The following is a 17797-nucleotide window of genomic DNA, read 5'->3' as shown; positions in this document are numbered from 1 at the left end:
AAGATCGCAGCCTTCGGCAGCTCCTACAGGGCTTTGTGTAGGAGCTGCCGAAGGCTGCGATCTTTTGCTTTTAAACCAGGTAGTTCTTCAGTTCACGGGCAATCACCATCCGCTGAATCTCGCTCGATCCTTCGTAGATCTGCGTGATCCGCGCATCCCGGTAGTACTTCTCCACCGGATAGTCTTCCAGGTAGCCATACCCGCCATGAATCTGAATCGCGGACGAGCAGACCTTTTCCGCCATTTCAGAAGCAAACAGCTTGGCCTGTGAAGCCTCCGACAGGCAGGGCTTGCCGGCCGTGCGCAGGCGCGCGGCGTGCAGGATCAGCAACCGCGCGGCGTTCAACTGCATGTGCATGTCGGCCAGCAAATTGGCGATGCTCTGGTGTTCATTGATCGTTTTGCCAAACTGCACACGATCACGGGAATAGGCCAGTGCCGCTTCGAACGCCGCGCGGGCGATGCCCAGCGCCTGGGCGGCGATGCCGATGCGGCCGCCTTCGAGATTGGACAAGGCGATGGCCAGGCCCTTGCCGCGTTCGCCGAGCAAATTGGCCTCGGGGATGCTGCAGTTGTTCAGGGTGACGGCGCAGGTATCGGAAGCACGGATGCCCATCTTGTGTTCGGTGCGGTCGACGATAAAACCGGCAGTGTCGGTCGGCACCAGGAACGCCGAGATGCCACGTTTGCCCAAGTCCGGATCGGTCACGGCAAACACGATCGCCAGCTTCGCTCGTTTGCCATTGCTGACGAATTGTTTGGCGCCGTTGATCACCCACTGGCCGTCGCGCAGTTCGGCGCGGGTGCGCAGGTTGTGCGCCTCGGAACCGGCCTGGGGCTCGGTCAGGCAAAAGCAGCCGATGACCTGGCCGCTGGCAAGGTCTGCCAGCCAGGTCTGTTTCTGCTCTTCGCTGCCGTAGTTCAGCACAGGCCCGCAGCCGACGGAGTTGTGGATGCTCATGAAGGCGCCGGTAGCACCGTCGCCGGCGGAAATCTCTTCCACCGCCAGGGCGTAGGCCACGTAGTCGACATAGGTGCCGCCCCATTCCTCGGGGACCACCATGCCCAGCAAGCCCAGTTCGCCCATCTTCGCCACCAGACCGTCATCGATCCAGCCGGCCTTTTCCCAAGCCTGGGCATGGGGCGCGATTTCGCCGCGGGCAAAATCCCGGGCCATGTCGCGGATCATGACTTGTTCTTCGCTCAATTCGATATCGTGCATGGCTCAGCTCTCGCTCCGGTCAAACTCGCTGAAGAAGCTCGCCACGTGTTCGGCGTCCAGCGCCTGAAGGGTGGGCGGGTTCCAGCGCGGTGTCTTGTCTTTGTCGATCAGCAAGGCGCGCACGCCTTCGATCAGGTCGCCGCGCTCGAACCACTGGCGGTCCAGGTGCAGCTCTAGGGCGAAACATTGTTCCAGCGGCAACTCGCGTCCGCGACGGAGCATTTCCAGGGTCACGGCCATGGCCAGCGGCGAGCGGGTTTCCAGCAGGTCGGCGGTGGTGACGGCCCACTCATGGCTGTCGGCGACCGTTACCTGGCGTAGTTGCTCCACAATACTCGGCACGTCGGGTTGAGCGAAGAAGTGGTCGATGGCCGGGCGCAAAGTCGCCAGTGGCGCATCAGGCAGTTGCTGCACGCCGAGTTTTGCCAGCAGGCTTTGCAGATCCTTGAGTGGTGTGTCGTGCCATTGGAGCTGGTCGAGTTTTTCGTCCAGCGTGCCCAGCTTGTCGCTTTCGAGGTACCAGTCGGCCAGGCCGCAATACAGCGCATCGGCGGCGCGAATCTGTACGCCGCTGACGCCGAGGTAAATCCCCAGTTCACCGGGGATGCGCGGCAGGAAGTAACTGCCGCCGACGTCCGGGAAATAGCCGATACCGACTTCCGGCATGGCCAGGCGGCTTTTCTCGGTGACCACCCGCAGGTCCGCGCCTTGCACCAGGCCCATGCCGCCGCCGAGGACAAAACCGTCCATCAGGGCCAGCACCGGTTTGCGGTAGTGGTGGATCGCAAGGTCCAGGGCGTATTCCTCGACGAAGAAATCTTCGTGCAGGGTGTCGCCGCTTTTGAAGCTGTCATGCAGCGAGCGAATGTCGCCGCCGGCGCAGAAGGCTTTTTCGCCGGCACCGCGCAGGACCACGGCATGGACTTGCGGATCCTGGGACCAGGCGTCGAGCTGGCGGTGCAGGTTGCGCACCATGTCGAGGGTGAGGGCATTGAGGCCGGCGGGGCGGTTGAGGGTCAGATGACCGATGTGGTTGCGAACCTCGGCCAGCACTTCGTTCTGCATGGCATCCAGGGACAGCGCCCCCTTCGATGAAACCTGAGCAGTCATCACTAACTCCCTGCTTTTATTGTTCTTTATCGAGATGCTCGCGCGCGAGCGATGGCGGATCGTAACAGTGCAAATTTGCGTTCTACAACCCGGATAAGTGCAGGTTATCTGCGCATTTTTGCATGTTGATGTCCGATATTGTTACAGCGTAGACCAAGGCGAAATCAGGCAAACGCCGCGAGCAGATCCTCTTCGAAGGCGTTCTGCGCATCGCCGGCCACCTGTGCCCGGTGCCGGGCCAGATGAAACGCGACATCGAAACTCATGTCGTCTCGGCGCACGGCCCTGAGTAAACCCTTGTCTTCCCAACCACGGGCGAAGTGGTTGGGCAAGTAACCGACATGCTTGCCGGAAAGGATGAAGGCGAGGGTGCCTTCGACTTGTTCGGAGCGCGCCGAACACAACTTGCCCTGGAAAGGTTCGTCACTGCGCAGGAAACGGTAGGGGTGATCGACCCGGTCGCAGGCCTGCAGATCCTGATCGTTGGGGGCCGGGTTGGTGAACAGCGGATGGCCGGGGGCGCAATACAGATGCTGGGTTTCAATGAACAATTGGCGGTAGTCAAACGCGCTTTGCACTTGCGAGAAATAGCCGATGGCCAGGTCCAGTCGTTGTTGCAGCAGCAAGCGCTCCATTTCACCGGGCATGGCGCTGATCAGTTCGATGCGCACTGACTCGTCCCGCTCACGGAAGCGCCGGATCGCCTCGGCTACCCGTTGCAGCACCGATTGATCCAGGGCTTCGGACAGACCCAGGCGCACTTCGCCGATCAGGCGCCCGGCCACGCCGTTGGATTGATGACGGAAGGCTTCGATGGACTGGAACAATCCACGGGTGGCGCTGAGCAGTTGTTCGCCCTTGGGCGTGACCCTGAACCCTCCCTTGCCGCGACTGCACAAGCGATAGCCGAGACGGGTTTCCAGCTTGGCCATTTGCTGGCTGATGCTCGACTGGCTCAACCCCAAATCGCCCTGGGCGGCACTGAAGCCGCCGCACTCCACCACGCTGACAAACAGACGCAACAATTGCAGATCCAGATCATGCAGTTGGCCGAGCATCAAACATTACTCCGTCATAAAGTCAGGTTAATTAACTTGATATTTCACCAATGTATCCGACGACGCATCCTGCAACCACTTCCTCCGGTCAGGTGTTCGTCATGGCTCCCATGTTCAAGCTGTGTTTACCCGCGCTGTTTCTTGCCATGGCCGCATCGGCCCAGGCCGAAGACAAGGTGGTCAATCTGTACAGTTGGGCCGATTACGTCGCCCCCGAAACCTTGCAACGGTTCGAGCAGGAAACCGGCATTCATGTGCGCTATGACACCTTTGATTCTTCAGAAGTACTGGAGACCAAGTTGCTCACGGGCGGCAGCGGTTATGACGTGGTGGTGCCATCCTCCAGCGTGCTGGCCCGGGGGCTTGCGGCCGGTGCGTTGAAACCGATTCCCCACGAAGGACTCAAGGGGTACGCCAACCTCGATCCGGACTTGCTGGAAAAACTCGCCGCCGTCGATCCGGGCAACCGTTACGGCGTGCCTTACACCTGGGGCACCCTGGGTTTGGGCATGAACGTCGAGGCGCTCAAGCAGCGCTTGCCGGGGGTGCCGCTCAACAGTCTGGATATGCTGTTCAAGCCCGAGTACGCGAGCAAGTTGAAGGACTGCGGCATCGCCATTCTCGACTCGCCTCAGGAAGTGATCGGGCTGGCGCTGCATTACCTGGGTAAAGATCCCTACAGCACCGACAAGAACGATCTGTCAGCCGCCGAGGCGTTGCTGCATCAGCTACAGCCGAATGTGCTGTACGTCGCCACCGGGCGGCAGATCAGCGATCTGGCCAACGGCAGCGTGTGCCTGGCGCTGACCTACAACGGCGACGCGAGCATGGCCGCCGATCAGGCACGCAAGGCCAACAAACCCTATGAAATCGCCTACCGCATTCCCAAGGAAGGCACCCTCGTATGGCAGGACAACCTGGCGATCCCCAAGGACGCGCCGCACCCCGAAGCCGCCCGCGCCTTTATCGAGTTCATGTTGCGCCCCGAGTCCGTGGCGGCACTGACCAACACTTTGTTCTTCGCCACCGCCAACCAGGCCGCCACGCCGCTGGTGGATGAAGCGGTGCGCACAGATCCGGACATCTACCCTCTGGCTGACGTGCGCGAGCGGCTGTACGCCGACCGCAGCATGGACCTCAAGGACATGCGCCAGCGCACCCGCCTGTGGACCACTTTCCGTAGCCGCCAATAAGAAAAGAGAAGGAGCCTTCAATGGACGTCCCGATGCAGAACGATCAAGCCATCACCCGTGACAGCCTGTACGGCACGGCCGCCGAAAGCACCTACGCCGGCATTACCAGTTTCATGCGTCGCCGTTACAGCCGTGACCTGCGAGGCGTTGATGTGGCCGTCAGTGGCGTACCGTTCGACACCGCCACCAGCAACCGCCCCGGCGCCCGCTTCGGACCACGGGGCATTCGCGCCGCCTCTGCCGGGATCGCCTGGGAACGGCACTGGCCGTGGGCCTTCGATCCGTTCGATCACCTGGCGGTCATCGACTACGGCGATTGCGACTTCGATTACGGCTCGCCGCAGTCGACGCCGGAATGCATCGAGGCCCACGCCGAGCACATCCTTGGCGCCGGCACGGCGATGCTGACCTTTGGCGGCGACCATTTCATCACCTATCCACTGCTCAAGGCCCATGCCCGCAAGCACGGGGCGTTGTCGCTGATTCACTTCGACGCCCATAGCGACACCTGGCCGGACGAAGAGGGCAAGCGCATCGACCACGGCACCATGTTCTGGCACGCGGCCAGGGAAGGGCTGGTGGATCCGTCGCGCTCGGTGCAAATCGGCTTGCGCACCACCAATGACGATCATCAGGGCTTTCAGGTGCTGGACGCACGGCAAGTGCATCGCCGTGGCTGCGAAGCGATTGTCGAGGCGATTCGCGCGCGGGTCGGCGATAACCCGGTGTACCTGACCTTCGACATCGACTGCCTCGATCCGGCATTCGCTCCTGGCACCGGAACACCGGTGTGCGGCGGCTTGAGCACGGTGCAGGCGCTGGAGATCCTCGGCGGGCTGCGCGGAATCAATCTGGTGGGCATGGACGTGGTGGAAGTGGCTCCGGCCTATGACAGCGCGGAGATCACGTCACTGGCGGCGGCGACATTGGCGATGGAGATGCTGTGTCTGTATGCGGCCAGACATAAGGTCGATAAGTAGTACACGGTCGAAATGTGGGAGCGGGCTTGCTCGCGAAAGCGGTGTGTCATTCAACAACTATGTCGACTGACACGACGCCTTCGCGAGCAAGTCGGATCGCCGCACCGCCGCTCCCACACTTTTGATAGGTGTCAGGCCACTGGAATGGTTGGCAGGTCGAGGATCTGGCCACCGCTGAACCGTGCGAAGGACCCGCTGATGGATTCGTGCGGCACGCCTTTGGCCACGTCACTGACGCCGTCCAGTCGTGCCAGTTGTTCGGTGCTCAATTGCACATTCAGCGCGCTCAACGTGGCGTCCAGTTGCTCCCGGGTCCGGGAACCGAGGATCGGAATCAGCGCTGTGGTCGAGCGTCTGGCCTTTTCCCGCAGCCAGGCGATGGCCACGTGGGTCGGGCTGGCGTCCAGTTCTGCGGCGACATCGATCAAAGTGTCGAGCAGGACGGTTTCCCGGGCGCTTTTTTCGGCGTGAATCAGCATACCGAGCTTGTTCGCGCGATTGTCACCCTCACTGTTGCGATACTTGCCGGTGAGAAAGCCGCCACCCAGCGGCGACCACAAGGTTGCGGCCAGGCCCAGGGCTTCGGCCATCGGAAGTTGTTCACGCTCAGCGGTGCGTTCGGCGAGGCTGTACTCGACCTGGATCGCGGCAATCGGTGCAAAACCACGTACCTCGGCCAGCAGGTCGGCACGGGCGATGCGCCACGCGGGGAAGTTCGACAGCCCGGCGTAATGAATCTTGCCGGCACTGACCAGATCGTCGAAGCCGCGCAGGATCTCTTCCATAGGCGTGACGCCGTCGCTCATATGGGCCCAGAACAGGTCGATATGCTCGGTCTTCAGCCGTTTAAGGCTCTCTTCGACGGCGCGCACCATGTTCTTGCGGCTGTTGCCAGTGTGGGAAATGCCGGCCGCCGGTGTAGTCCCGAGGGTGTATTTGGTGGCGATGACCAGGCGATCCCGTTCAGCGGCGATGAATTCGCTGAGCATGGCTTCGGACTGCCCGCCCTGATAACCATTGGCGGTATCGATGAAGTTGCCGCCGGCTTCCAGGTAGCCATCAAACATGCGCCTGGCTTCGTCACGCTCGGCGCCATGGCCCCAGCCGGTACCGAAATTGCCGGCGCCCAGCGCCAGTTCGGAAACACGCAAGCCGGTTTTACGACCGAAAACTTTGTAATGCATGGGATGGCTCCAGAGGGACGGCGACAAGATTTAATAGATTTCAATAAACATCTATTAAATATGATGGTAATAATCTAATGCGTCAAGGCGCTTTCCCTTCCTGCATTAATTCGCCGATCACTGGTCGCGTTATCGATATGCAATGGCATACTGCCGCCCATGACTATCGATTCCCCCTTGAGCGCCTGGCAGCATGCCATCGAACAAAAGGGCTTCGTCCAGGACGAGGCTCAGGAGCATGCCGTGTGGGCTCTGCAAAAGTGCCACGAGGCGCTGCACGAAGGCCGCGCGCCCATTTCCGGCGTGTACCTGTGGGGGCCGGTGGGGCGGGGCAAGACCTGGTTGATGGACCAGTTCTACCAAAGCCTGCGGGTACCGGCGCGGCGCCAGCACTTTCACCACTTCATGGGCTGGGTGCACCAGCGCTCGTTTCAACTGACCGGCACCGCCGATCCGCTCAAGGCGCTGGCCCGTGAACTGGCCGAAGAAGTGCGGGTGCTGTGTTTCGATGAGCTGTTCGTCAATGACATCGGCGACGCGATCATTCTCGGGCGCCTGTTCCAGGTGATGTTCGAACAGGGCGTGGTGGTGGTCTGTACGTCCAATCTGCCGCCGGACCAGTTGTACGCCGACGGCTTCAATCGCGACCGTTTCATGCCTGCCATCGCGGCGATCAAGCAGCATATGCAGGTGATTGCGGTGGATGGCGGGGAAGACCATCGCCTGCATCCGGGGGCGGGCTTGCAACGCTACTGGGTGGCCGAGCCCGGCAGGCCCGGCGCGCTGGATGAAGTGTTCCAGGTGCTGAGCGTCGGCCAGTCAGTATCGTGCGACCCGATCCAGGTCGGCTACCGCTCCCTCGGGGTGGTCAAGGCCAGTCCGACGGTGCTCTGGACCCGTTACGCCGCGCTGTGCGAGCAACCCTTCGCGGCCATGGATTTCATCGCCCTGTGCGATACCTACGGCGCTATTCTGTTGAGTGACGTGCCCAACCTCAGCGCACAGAAACGCGCCGGGCGCATTGCCCGCGGCACCGAGGACGGTGTCGAGCGGGTGGACGCGGGGGATCGCGAGTTGCCGCAGTTGTCGGTGCATGACGACGGTGTGCGACGGTTCATTGCCCTGGTGGACGAGTGCTACGACCGCAAGGTGCCGCTGTACCTTGAAGCGCAAGTGCCCATGGCGTCGCTTTACACCGAGGGTTATCTGGAATTCCCGTTCCGCCGCACCCTCAGTCGATTGCAGGAAATGCAACTGCAGCGGTTTGCCGAAGTTTGATCGGGAGCAGCGAAGATGAATCAGCCCCTGTCGCACCATTTGCTGACCATGGCTTATCAAAACGCCTGGGCCAATCACCGACTGGCCAAGGCCTGGCGTCAGTTGAGCCCGCAGGAACTGAGCGCACCCCGGGTCAGTTTCTTCCCGACGATCCGCGCCACCCTCAACCACATCCTCACCTGTGACTGGTTCTATGTGGACGCTCTGGAGCGCGAACTGCGTGGCGACGACCCGCATCCCGATTGCCGGGTGTTTTTCAAGGAAGACGAGCCCTGTCTCGTAGCGACGGATCTCATTGGCGAACAGGCCCGCGTCGACCGCCGGCTGATCGCCTACTGTGAGCAGATGCGCGATGCCGACCTCGGCAAAATCGTGACCATCGCCCGGGACACCCCGCAATACGACAGTCGCTTGCGCCTGCTGTCCCATTTGTTTGAACACCAGATCCATCACCGCGGCCAGGTTCACGCCATGCTCAGCGGTACGTCGGTCAAGCCACCGCAACTCGACGAGTTTTTCTGCGCCGGTGAGTCGCACTTGCGCGCCGAGGACTTTGCCGAGCTGGGATGGACCGAAGCCTTGATCTGGGGCGCTTGAGCGCCAAAAGATTTCCTCGGTTGCGATTGTCGTCGGCACGGTGCTCGCGCTATGGTCAGCGCGCACTTCAGCGTGAAATACATGCTGGGGGCTACTTCATGTGTGATCGAGGATGGAAATGGACTCCGCAGAAATTCTTGTGCTTCAGGCCAGTTACACCAATCCGGTGCATGCCGAGGCTATTTGTCTGGTGTTGAACCACTACGCCGAGGACCCGATGGGGGGCGGCCAGCCGTTGCCGGCCAATGTATTGGAGCAACTCCCGGCAGAGCTTGCCCGGCGTCCCCACGCCTTCAGTGTGCTGGCCTTTGTCGGTGGCGAGCCGGCCGGGCTGGTCAATTGCTTCGAAGGGTTCTCGACCTTCGCCTGCCGGCCGCTGGTCAATGTGCACGATGTGTCGGTGGTGAAAAAATTTCGCGGCCTGGGCTTGAGCCAGAAGATGCTGCAAAAGGTCGAGGACATCGCCCGTCAGCGTGGCTGCTGCAAGCTCACGCTGGAAGTGCTCGAAGGCAATGCCGTGGCCCAGGGTTCCTATGAAAAAGCCGGTTTCGCCGCCGGCATGTTCGACCCGGCTCACGGGCGGATGCTGTTCTGGACCAAGAGCCTCTGATTCAACAGGCAAAAAAAGGGCGTCCATCAGGACGCCCGACAGTCTTGTGCGACCCTGGCGTCGCAGTCAAAAGACCATGGATCATTTCGGTCTGTAGGTTTCAGTCATTTGTGCGGTTTGATCGTCCGGAACCCGCAGCTCAGTGCTTTGGATAGGGTGGCCCAGGGCTTCTTGCTGGGCCAGTCGCAGGCTTTCGTAGTAATAGCGCATGCGTTCGGCTCCGCCTTCGGCAAAAGCGCTGGTTGAGCCCAAGGCCATCAGGCCGGCGAGAATCATTGCGGTGCGTTTCATGGTTTGCCTCCCACTACAGATGTCGGATGCCTTTCGTCCATGAATCAATGAAGCAGTGTCGAAATGGCATTATCCGCCGATTCGGTTAAATGGGAATGAACTTCACCAACGACCTGCATGGCTGCAACGGGGACATGAAAAAGGGGCCGGAACCGGCCCCTGAAAGGATTACTGCTGGACGACCGTCGGTGGCGTCCTGGGCTTCATCAGACTGAAGTCGATCAACGCCCGTTGCTCACGCTCATAGGGATTGCCGATCATCAATGGCCGAGCCTTGAAGCTGTCGCTGACCACGCTCTTGCTGCGATCGAGTTCGTCGAAACTCAGGCCGGCCAGGTCGGCCCAGGTGTGGATCAGGTGTGAGCTGCTGTAAGGACGCGACAGATCACCGACGAGGTTCCAGTCATGGGTTGCGCGCCATTTCGGCGAAGCCCAGGCCATGAACGGAATGGTGTACATCGGTGCTGTCGGCTTGTTCTCGTTGCGCCCCAGGGTGCTGTGGCCCACGGAATCGAACACGTCTTCGCCATGGTCGGACAGGTACAGCAGGAAGCCGTTCGGCTCGGTCCTGGCGTAGTCCTTGATCAGGCTGGACACCACGAAATCGTTGTACAGAACGGCATTGTCATAGCTGTTGTACGTCGGCAACTGGTCATCGCGAATACCGGCAGGCACGCCGACACGGTCCTGGAACTTGTCGAAGGTCGACGGGTAGCGGTACTGGTAGCTCATGTGCGTGCCGAGCAAATGCACGACGATGAGTTTGCGCGGTGCCCCGTCGGCCAGGGCCTTGTTGAACGGCTCGATCACGTCGCCATCGTACTGGGCGGCGTTCTGGTTGCGGTTGTTGTTCAGGTACACCTGCTCGTCGGCCTGCTGGGAGAAGGTCGTGAGCATGGTGTTGCGCTTGGTCATGGTCTGCTGGTTGGTGATCCAGAAGGTCTTGTAGCCCGCTTGTTTCATCATGCTGACCAGCGATGGCGTCGACAGGTACAGGTCCGGGTTTTCTTCGTCGGCGAAGGTCAGGACTTGTTGCAGCGCCTCAATGGTGTAGGGGCGCGGGGTGATGACGTTGTCGAAAACGTCCAGTTGATCCTTGAGCTTGTCCAGTTCCGGCGTGGTTGCCCGGGGATAGCCGTACAGGCTCATGCGCTGACGGTTCGTGGACTCGCCGATCACCAGCACCAGGGTCGCAGGCGCGTTGGCCATGGCGTCCTTGAGATTGTGCAGCGGTGGAATCTTGCTGGCGCTTTCCAGCATGTCCTGCATTCCGGCCAGGGTGTCGAGGTAACGGTGATAGGCCACGGCCATCTGCCATGGCACCGCTGGTTCAATGCGGGTTTCGAATTTCTCGAAGCCGGCGGCGAAACTGCCGGTGCGCTGGGTCTGCTTGATCAGCGGATAGGCGACCACGGCGAACAGAAGGGCTGTTGTCGCGACCAGCGCCTTGCCACGGGACAGGTACACCGGGCGCAGGCGTGTCCACAGGAACCAGGAAAAAGCGGTATGAGCCAGGAACGCCGGGACCATCCACCAGGCAAAGTACTGGGTCATGTACTCGCCGGCTTCAGCCACGTTCGATTCGAACATGATGAAGATGACGCTCTGGGAGAATTCCTGCTGATAAATGAAGAAGTACCCCAGGCTCGCCATGGAGCACGCCCACAGCACGACGCCGATCACGGCAGCCATGGCGCGGGTTTGCCGGGGGAACAGCAACGTCGGCGCCAGCCAGATGGCGCTCATGACGAAGGCCTGGCGGAATCCGGTAAAGCCGGACGTGCCAGTCAACTGGATCAGTAGTTGGGTAATGCCGGAAAAGTACCAGAAGAATACAAACAGCCAGACAAAACCGGCCCAATCGAAACCTGCCGCAGTCGTTTTGCTGCGTTTACACAAAGACATTCAGCGCTCCAGCCGAGAATTCACTACCACCGCCGGGACTTGGATACCGCGGACGACGAACGATGGCCGCGCGGAATCAGGCGGCCTAAACGTGTAATTGTCGTGTAACAATTGTGAAAATTTTGTGAGTTGCCAAGGGTGGCAGGGCGTGAGCCGGTGCGGAAGCAGTGCAGGCTGCTCCCGCTTCAAAGGAGGGAATCAGGCGAGTGGGGCGCGTTGCACCACAGCCAGGGGCTGCACTTGACTGACTTGCAGCAACAGCCGCAGTTGCGCCAGTTCCTGTTTCAATTGATCGCGTTCGTCTTTCAACTGGCGCAATTCATCGCGACGGATAGTGACGTAAAGAGTTTGTGCTGGCAGTGCGGTATGTACTGTGCCCATTGCTCACCTCGCAAATGGCGTGTCTCAACTGTAGGTGCGCCTCGAAATCCGGGGCTGACCTACTATCGGCGCCAATTTTGATTTCTTTTGCCCCCAAAGGGAACTTTTTTATTTTTCATGGTCGTTGTGTCTTCGGTTTGATTCCCGACGTTATCCATCAGGATCGGGCACAATGCCCGGAAACTTCATGCCAACGCTCTGGACTAACCTCATGAGTCGCGTTGGGCTATAACCTTTGACACACTTTAATTTGTAGTAGGGAGCATCAGCACATGCAACTCGGGATTATTGGACTGGGCCGCATGGGCGGCAATATTGCGCGACGCCTGATGCTCAACGGGCACACCACCGTTGTTTACGATCGCAATACCGCCTTTGTCGAAGCCTTGGCCACAGAGGGCTCCACTGGCGTCACTGATCTGTCGGCGCTGGTCGCTGGCCTGGCCAGGCCGCGTGCGGTCTGGGTCATGCTGCCGGCCGGCGCGCCGACCGAAGAAACCATCGACACCCTGAGCACCTTGCTCGAAGCCGGCGACACCATCATCGACGGCGGCAACACCTTCTATAAGGACGATATCCGCCGGGCCAAGACCCTGTCGGAAAAAGGCCTGCACTACATCGACGTCGGAACATCCGGCGGCGTCTGGGGCCTGGAGCGCGGTTACTGCATGATGATCGGCGGCGACGCCGAGACCGTTAAGCGCCTCGATCCGCTGTTCGCAACCCTGGCCCCGGGCATGGGCGACATCCCGCGCACCAAGGACCGCAAGTCCGACGACGATCGTGCCGAGCGTGGCTACATTCATGCAGGTCCGGCTGGCGCCGGGCATTTCGTGAAGATGATCCACAACGGCATCGAATACGGAATGATGCAGGCGTTTGCAGAAGGCTTCGACATCCTCAAGACCAAAAACAGCGAGAGCTTGGCGCAAGACCAGCGTTTCGACCTGAACGTCGCCGATATCGCCGAAGTGTGGCGCCGTGGCAGCGTGGTGTCCTCGTGGTTGCTGGACCTGACGGCCGACGCCTTGGCCAGCGATCCGAAACTCGACGGTTTCTCAGGGTCCGTGGCCGACAGCGGTGAAGGACAATGGACCATCGAAGCCGCCATGGAGCAAGCGGTGCCGGTGCCGGTGCTGTCGAACTCGCTGTTCTCCCGCTACCGTTCCCGCGGGCAAGGCTCATTTGGCGACAAGATTCTCTCGGCCCAGCGCTTCGGCTTCGGCGGCCATGTGGAGACCTCGAAAAAATGACCCACACGATCCGCAGAAAATCCAAGGCTGAACCCGCACCGCCGACCACTTTGTTCCTGTTCGGCGCCCACGGCGATCTGGTCAAGCGCCTGCTGATGCCGGCGCTGTACAACCTCAGCCGTGACGGTTTACTCGGCAATGGACTGCGGATCATCGGCGTTGACCACAACGCCATCAGCGATGAAGGCTTCGCGAAAAAGCTCGAAGACTTCATTCGCAACGAGGTGGCCACCAGGACCGGCAAGGGCGATCAAGCCCTTGACCCGGCACTGTGGACCAAGCTCGCCAAAGGCATCAGCTACGTCCAGGGCGATTTCCTGGACGACAGCACTTATCAAGCGCTGGCGGCGAAAATCGCCGACAGCGGTACCGGCAATGCGGTGTTCTACCTGGCCACCGCGCCACGTTTCTTCAGCGAAGTGGTGCGCCGCCTCGGCTCGGCCGGCTTGCTGGAGGAAACCCCCGAGGCCTTCAGAAGGGTGGTGATCGAAAAACCCTTCGGCTCCGACCTGCAAACGGCCGAAGCCTTGAACGCTTGCCTGCTCAAAGTGATGACGGAAAAGCAGATCTATCGCATCGACCATTACCTGGGCAAGGAGACCGTACAGAACATCCTGGTCAGCCGGTTCTCCAACAGCCTGTTCGAAGCGTTCTGGAACAATCACTACATCGACCACGTGCAGATCACCGCCGCCGAAACCGTTGGCGTGGAAACCCGTGGCAGTTTCTATGAGCACACCGGTGCGTTGCGGGACATGGTGCCCAATCACCTGTTCCAGTTGCTGGCGATGGTGGCGATGGAGCCACCCGCGGCGTTTGGCGCCGATGCGGTGCGCGGCGAGAAAGCCAAGGTCGTTGGCGCGATCAGGCCCTGGACGGTGGAGGAGGCCCGCGTCAACTCGGTGCGCGGCCAATACGCCGCCGGTGAGATCGACGGCAAGGCACTGCCGGGCTATCGCGAGGAAAACAACGTCGCCCCCGACAGCAATACCGAAACCTATGTGGCCCTCAAGGTCATGATCGATAACTGGCGCTGGGTCGGCGTGCCGTTTTACCTGCGGACCGGCAAGCGCATGAGCGTGCGTGACACCGAGATCGTGATTTGCTTCAAGCCGGCGCCCTATGCGCAGTTCCGTGATACCGAGGTCGATGAGTTGCAGCCGACCTACCTGCGCATTCAGATCCAGCCGAACGAAGGCATGTGGTTCGACCTGCTGGCCAAGCGCCCGGGTCAGGCCCTGAAAATGGACAACATCGAGCTGGGGTTCGCCTACAAGGACTTCTTCGAGATGCAGCCGTCCACCGGCTACGAAACCCTGATCTACGATTGCCTGACGGGCGACCAGACGCTGTTCCAGCGCGCCGACAACATCGAGAATGGCTGGCGCGCCGTGCAGCCGTTCCTGGATGCCTGGCAACAGGATTCCAGCGTGCAGCGCTATGCCGCCGGAGAAAACGGCCCCAAGGCCGGCGAAGAACTGCTCACCCGTGACGGTCGCGTCTGGCACCGCCTCGGATAATGTGGGAGCGAGCTTGCTCGCGATAGCGGTCTGTCAGGCACTTGGATGTGAATGTGCCGCCGCCATCGCGAGCAAGCTCGCTCCCACAGGGTTGGGGAGTTACAGCCAGTAGCTCACCGCATACCACCCGAGCAAGCCCATCACCACGGTGTACGGCAACGCCATCCAGACCATTCGCCCATAAGACAGGCGCACCAGCGGTGCAATCGCCGACGTCAGCAGGAACAGGAACGCCGCCTGCCCGTTGGGCGTCGCCACGCTTGGCAGGTTGGTGCCGGTATTGATCGCAATGGCCAGGGTTTCGAAATGCTCACGGGTCATCTCACCCGCCATGAAAGCGCGTTTGACTTCGGTGATGTAAATGGTCGCCACGAACACGTTGTCGCTGATGGCGGACAACAGGCCATTGGCAATGAACAGCATGCCCGGTTGCTGGTCCGCCGGCAGCGTCAGCACCCAGTGGATCAGCGGGGCGAACAGTTGTTGGTCGTGGATAACCGCGACCACGGCGAAAAACACCACCAGCAATGAGGTGAACGGCATGGCGTCCTTGAACGCGGTGCCCAGGCGGTGTTCGTCGGTGATGCCGGTAAAGGCGGTGATCAGCACGATGACCATCAGACCGATCAAACCCACTTCGGCGATGTGGAACGCCAGCCCGGCAATCAGAATCAATGCGGCAAAGCCTTGTACCAGCAGCGCTGCACTTTGACGCGTGGTGCGCTCGGCATTGTCTTCGGCGGCGTAGTTGGCCAGCACCGCACGGACGTTATCCGGCAGCAGCGTGCCGTAGCCGAACCAGCGCAGCTTTTCCAGCAGGACGCAGGTTACCAGCCCGGCAACCAGGACCGGCAGGGATACCGGTGCAACCCGGGTAAAGAACTCGGAAAAGTGCCAGCCCATTTCATGGCCGATCAGCAGGTTCTGCGGTTCACCGACCAGCGTACAGACACCGCCCAGTGCGGTGCCCACGGCACCGTGCATCAGCAGGCTGCGCAGAAAGGCGCGGAACTGTTCCAGATCGCCCTGATGCAGGGTGGGCAGATGTTTGTCGTCGCTGTACTCGCTGTCCTGACGCGGATCGTTGCCCGAGGCGACGCGGTGATACACCGAGTAAAAGCCTACGGCGGCACTGATGATCACGGCGGTTACGGTCAAAGCGTCGAGGAACGCCGACAGAAAGGCCGACAGAAAGCAGAACATCAGGGCCAGCAGGGCCTTGGAGCGGACCCCGAGCAACAGGCGCGAGAACAGGTACAGCAACAGGTCCTTCATGAAATAGATACCGGCCACCATGAACATCAGCAGCAGGATCACCGGGAAGTTGTGCAGCAACTCGTCGTACAGCGCCTGGGGTGTGGTCATCTTCAGCAGCAGGGCTTCAATCAGCAGCAGGCCGCCGGGCATCAGCGGATAGCATTTGAGCGCCATGGCCAGGGTGAAAATGAACTCCAGCACCAGGAGCCAGCCGGCAGCCACCGGACCTGCGGTCCACAGCACCAGGGCATTGAGAATCAGAAAGCCGACGATGCAGGCCTTGTACCAACGGGGCGAGTGCCCGAGAAAGTTGTGCGCGAACGCCTGGGCCATTGAACCGGACATCGGCTGCTCCTTGTCTTGAGAAGCGCGCAACTTGCCGTAAGCACGCCAGAAGATCAAGCGCAGTAAAAAAGCCGGTGTTTAACCCCGAAAGCGAGCGATGACCGCCTTGTAGTTTCCGTGCAGCGAAAAGCCTCCCACGACAATGTTTCCATCGGATTGCGCGGCGACACAGGTGGCGGTATCCAGGCTGGGGCCGAGGCGGGTACGGGTATAGCCGCTGCCTTTGCCAAAACGGCGATCGGGAAGGCCATTGGGCAGGCACCGCCCGAGAATGAAGTCTGCTTCGACGCCGCCGATGGTGGCGCCCGCCGTCAGTACACTGCCATCGGGCTGTAACTGCGCGGCGGTCCACTGGCATCCGTTGTAACCGATTTCCCGCCGCTGGGGGTGTCCTCCGTTGCAATGGCTGTCGGCTCGACCGTTGCTGTGCAATTTGAATGTCAGGCAGTGCATCGGCTCGCGACTGCTGCCAAAGCACAGGATTTCGCCTTCGTTTTGCTGGACCACCCGGCTGACCCGGGCGCCATGCCCTTGCGCCTTGAAGGTCATGAATCCGTCCACGGCAAAACGGTCGTCGAGGCGCCCGTCCGGGTGATAGCGTGCCAACAAGCCTTCCTCGGGAAAGTTGATCGATCCACCGACCAGGATTCGGCCATCACGTTGTACCGTCAGACTGCTGAGCCAGGTATTCATCAAAAGGTGCCTGACCATCACGAAGCCGCGGCCATTGAACGAGCAGTCCAGCGAGCCTTCGACATCCAGTCGTATCAACATGCCGACGTGATCGGCCAGTTCGAAGTGATGGTTGGCCAGGATCAGGATTCGGCCGTCTTGCTGTACGGCCACATCGCAGACTTCCGCGCCGGGCACACCGGGAGGCAGCCAGACATCGCGCATGCCCAGGGACAGGTCGCCAGGCAATCGCACAACACGGCGGCCATTATCGCCAAAGCCTTGCACCAGGCCGCCATCCTGATCCAGCAACGCCAGGGCCGGGAGCGTGCGGTACGCGTTTTCGTATTGCAGGCCGGCCAACAGGATATTGCCGTCGGGCAGGATCAGGACCTTGGTGGCCATGGCTTCGAACCCCGGTTCGAATTGCCCGATGACACTGCCTTGTTTGCCGAACGTCAGGTCTGCGCAGCCATCGGTCAGCAAGCGCGCCAGGCCAAAGCGGCTGCCATCGGCCATGCCGACTTTCGCGGCTATCAGCAAGCGACCTTGCGCATCGATCGCAACGTCATTGGCCAGGCTGAAAAGGCTGTCGGCGAAATAGACCTGGGTTTTGCCGTTGGCGGCAAACGACGAGTCAAGGGCCCCGGCGTTATGCCGGGTGGCGGGGTAGGCAAAAGCGGACTGGATAGACATGCACCGCGTCTCCTTGCGAGTCGTCATGCTCCAGAAGTTTGGGTGGCGACTTGATAAGAAGAATATTCAATCCCTGAATGGCGGGATGCACAACGGTAAGAACTAACAGACGGAGGGTCGTTGTGTGCCACAACAGTGTCTTTTCGAACCAATGGCGAGCCTGCAAAGTATCAGGCGCATGCAAAGTTTGAATTAAACAGTGTCAAATAGTGCCCGCGGCCAGAATAACCTGCGAACTAAAGACT

General features: G+C 60.6%; 16 protein-coding genes. 7 read left to right on the top strand and 9 right to left on the bottom strand.

Features of this window, described 5'->3' with window-relative positions:
- Positions 1-70: 70 nt before the first annotated feature.
- From PMI34_RS02230 to PMI34_RS02240, 3 genes are all read right to left on the bottom strand, one after another.
- Positions 71-1222 (bottom strand): acyl-CoA dehydrogenase family protein, encoded by a 1152-nt coding sequence (locus PMI34_RS02230; RefSeq protein ID WP_008053756.1) that lies wholly within the window; start codon positions 1220-1222, stop codon positions 71-73.
- 3 nt (positions 1223-1225) lie between these two features.
- Positions 1226-2332, bottom strand: coding sequence for an enoyl-CoA hydratase/isomerase family protein (locus PMI34_RS02235; protein ID WP_008053755.1), 1107 nt, complete (start codon positions 2330-2332; stop codon positions 1226-1228).
- A 164-nt stretch (positions 2333-2496) separates the two neighbouring features.
- Positions 2497-3390, bottom strand: a complete 894-nt coding sequence (locus tag PMI34_RS02240; protein WP_008053752.1) for a LysR family transcriptional regulator — start codon at positions 3388-3390, stop codon at positions 2497-2499.
- A gap of 101 nt (positions 3391-3491) precedes the next feature.
- Between PMI34_RS02240 and PMI34_RS02245 the strand changes: the two genes are divergently transcribed.
- Entirely contained in the window at positions 3492-4583 is a 1092-nt protein-coding gene (locus tag PMI34_RS02245; protein ID WP_008053750.1) for a polyamine ABC transporter substrate-binding protein, read from the top strand.
- 20 nt (positions 4584-4603) lie between these two features.
- The gene (speB, locus tag PMI34_RS02250; protein ID WP_008053748.1) at positions 4604-5563 is read left to right on the top strand and encodes an agmatinase; all 960 of its coding nucleotides are present in this window, start codon (positions 4604-4606) and stop codon (positions 5561-5563) included.
- 131 nt (positions 5564-5694) lie between these two features.
- On the opposite strand, the gene PMI34_RS02255 is transcribed toward speB, so the two are convergent.
- On the bottom strand, positions 5695-6747 hold the full coding sequence (locus tag PMI34_RS02255; RefSeq protein ID WP_008053746.1) for an aldo/keto reductase: 1053 nt from the start codon (positions 6745-6747) through the stop codon (positions 5695-5697).
- Positions 6748-6906: 159 nt separating this feature from the next.
- Here PMI34_RS02255 and zapE point away from each other — a divergent pair, with 159 nt between their 5' ends.
- The 3 genes from zapE (at position 6907) to PMI34_RS02270 (ending at position 9232) form a co-directional block, all read left to right on the top strand.
- Positions 6907-8025: a cell division protein ZapE gene (gene zapE, locus PMI34_RS02260; RefSeq protein WP_008053745.1), complete on the top strand. Its 1119-nt coding sequence runs from the start codon at positions 6907-6909 to the stop codon at positions 8023-8025.
- Between the two features lie 15 nt (positions 8026-8040).
- Entirely contained in the window at positions 8041-8622 is a 582-nt protein-coding gene (locus PMI34_RS02265; RefSeq protein WP_008053743.1) for a DinB family protein, read from the top strand.
- A gap of 118 nt (positions 8623-8740) precedes the next feature.
- Entirely contained in the window at positions 8741-9232 is a 492-nt protein-coding gene (locus PMI34_RS02270; protein WP_008053742.1) for a GNAT family N-acetyltransferase, read from the top strand.
- Between the two features lie 81 nt (positions 9233-9313).
- On the opposite strand, the gene PMI34_RS02275 is transcribed toward PMI34_RS02270, so the two are convergent.
- From PMI34_RS02275 to PMI34_RS02285, 3 genes are all read right to left on the bottom strand, one after another.
- Positions 9314-9523 carry a hypothetical protein gene (locus PMI34_RS02275; RefSeq protein WP_008053741.1) on the bottom strand — a complete coding sequence of 70 codons (210 nt, stop codon included), beginning with the start codon at positions 9521-9523 and terminating at the stop codon, positions 9314-9316.
- Positions 9524-9691: 168 nt separating this feature from the next.
- Entirely contained in the window at positions 9692-11428 is a 1737-nt protein-coding gene (locus PMI34_RS02280) for a phosphoethanolamine transferase CptA (protein ID WP_008053739.1), read from the bottom strand.
- Positions 11429-11626: 198 nt separating this feature from the next.
- Positions 11627-11809 carry a DUF6026 family protein gene (locus PMI34_RS02285; protein WP_008053738.1) on the bottom strand — a complete coding sequence of 61 codons (183 nt, stop codon included), beginning with the start codon at positions 11807-11809 and terminating at the stop codon, positions 11627-11629.
- Positions 11810-12081: 272 nt separating this feature from the next.
- Between PMI34_RS02285 and gnd the strand changes: the two genes are divergently transcribed.
- Both gnd and zwf read left to right on the top strand, forming a co-directional pair.
- Complete coding sequence (gene gnd / locus PMI34_RS02290) at positions 12082-13062, top strand: phosphogluconate dehydrogenase (NAD(+)-dependent, decarboxylating) (RefSeq protein ID WP_008053736.1); 981 nt, start codon at positions 12082-12084, stop codon at positions 13060-13062.
- Positions 13059-14582, top strand: a complete 1524-nt coding sequence (gene zwf, locus PMI34_RS02295; RefSeq protein ID WP_008053733.1) for a glucose-6-phosphate dehydrogenase — start codon at positions 13059-13061, stop codon at positions 14580-14582. The genes gnd and zwf overlap by 4 nt, the downstream gene beginning before the upstream one ends.
- A gap of 99 nt (positions 14583-14681) precedes the next feature.
- Here the strand turns inward: zwf and nhaB are convergent, their stop codons facing one another.
- Both nhaB and PMI34_RS02305 read right to left on the bottom strand, forming a co-directional pair.
- Entirely contained in the window at positions 14682-16184 is a 1503-nt protein-coding gene (gene nhaB, locus PMI34_RS02300; RefSeq protein ID WP_008053731.1) for a sodium/proton antiporter NhaB, read from the bottom strand.
- Between the two features lie 78 nt (positions 16185-16262).
- Entirely contained in the window at positions 16263-17552 is a 1290-nt protein-coding gene (locus PMI34_RS02305) for a hypothetical protein (RefSeq protein ID WP_008053730.1), read from the bottom strand.
- Between the last annotated feature and the right edge of the window lie 245 nt (positions 17553-17797).

The sequence above is a fragment of the Pseudomonas sp. GM74 genome (assembly GCF_000282455.1).
Taxonomy (GTDB): Bacteria; Pseudomonadota; Gammaproteobacteria; order Pseudomonadales; family Pseudomonadaceae; genus Aquipseudomonas.
This window is presented reverse-complemented; position numbering and strand designations above follow the sequence as displayed.

Excerpts from the sequence above, each read along its gene's own strand:
- PMI34_RS02265 (WP_008053743.1), top strand. The coding sequence starts at position 8,041 with ATGAATCAGCCCCTGTCGCACCATTTGCTGACCATGGCTTATCAAAAC.
- zwf (WP_008053733.1), top strand. The coding sequence starts at position 13,059 with ATGACCCACACGATCCGCAGAAAATCCAAGGCTGAACCCGCACCGCCG.
- PMI34_RS02285 (WP_008053738.1), bottom strand. The coding sequence starts at position 11,809 with ATGGGCACAGTACATACCGCACTGCCAGCACAAACTCTTTACGTCACT.
- PMI34_RS02280 (WP_008053739.1), bottom strand. The coding sequence starts at position 11,428 with ATGTCTTTGTGTAAACGCAGCAAAACGACTGCGGCAGGTTTCGATTGG.
- zapE (WP_008053745.1), top strand. The coding sequence starts at position 6,907 with ATGACTATCGATTCCCCCTTGAGCGCCTGGCAGCATGCCATCGAACAA.
- PMI34_RS02255 (WP_008053746.1), bottom strand. The coding sequence starts at position 6,747 with ATGCATTACAAAGTTTTCGGTCGTAAAACCGGCTTGCGTGTTTCCGAA.
- speB (WP_008053748.1), top strand. The coding sequence starts at position 4,604 with ATGGACGTCCCGATGCAGAACGATCAAGCCATCACCCGTGACAGCCTG.
- PMI34_RS02305 (WP_008053730.1), bottom strand. The coding sequence starts at position 17,552 with ATGTCTATCCAGTCCGCTTTTGCCTACCCCGCCACCCGGCATAACGCC.
- PMI34_RS02270 (WP_008053742.1), top strand. The coding sequence starts at position 8,741 with ATGGACTCCGCAGAAATTCTTGTGCTTCAGGCCAGTTACACCAATCCG.
- PMI34_RS02240 (WP_008053752.1), bottom strand. The coding sequence starts at position 3,390 with ATGCTCGGCCAACTGCATGATCTGGATCTGCAATTGTTGCGTCTGTTT.
- gnd (WP_008053736.1), top strand. The coding sequence starts at position 12,082 with ATGCAACTCGGGATTATTGGACTGGGCCGCATGGGCGGCAATATTGCG.
- PMI34_RS02230 (WP_008053756.1), bottom strand. The coding sequence starts at position 1,222 with ATGCACGATATCGAATTGAGCGAAGAACAAGTCATGATCCGCGACATG.
- PMI34_RS02245 (WP_008053750.1), top strand. The coding sequence starts at position 3,492 with ATGGCTCCCATGTTCAAGCTGTGTTTACCCGCGCTGTTTCTTGCCATG.
- PMI34_RS02235 (WP_008053755.1), bottom strand. The coding sequence starts at position 2,332 with ATGACTGCTCAGGTTTCATCGAAGGGGGCGCTGTCCCTGGATGCCATG.
- nhaB (WP_008053731.1), bottom strand. The coding sequence starts at position 16,184 with ATGTCCGGTTCAATGGCCCAGGCGTTCGCGCACAACTTTCTCGGGCAC.
- PMI34_RS02275 (WP_008053741.1), bottom strand. The coding sequence starts at position 9,523 with ATGAAACGCACCGCAATGATTCTCGCCGGCCTGATGGCCTTGGGCTCA.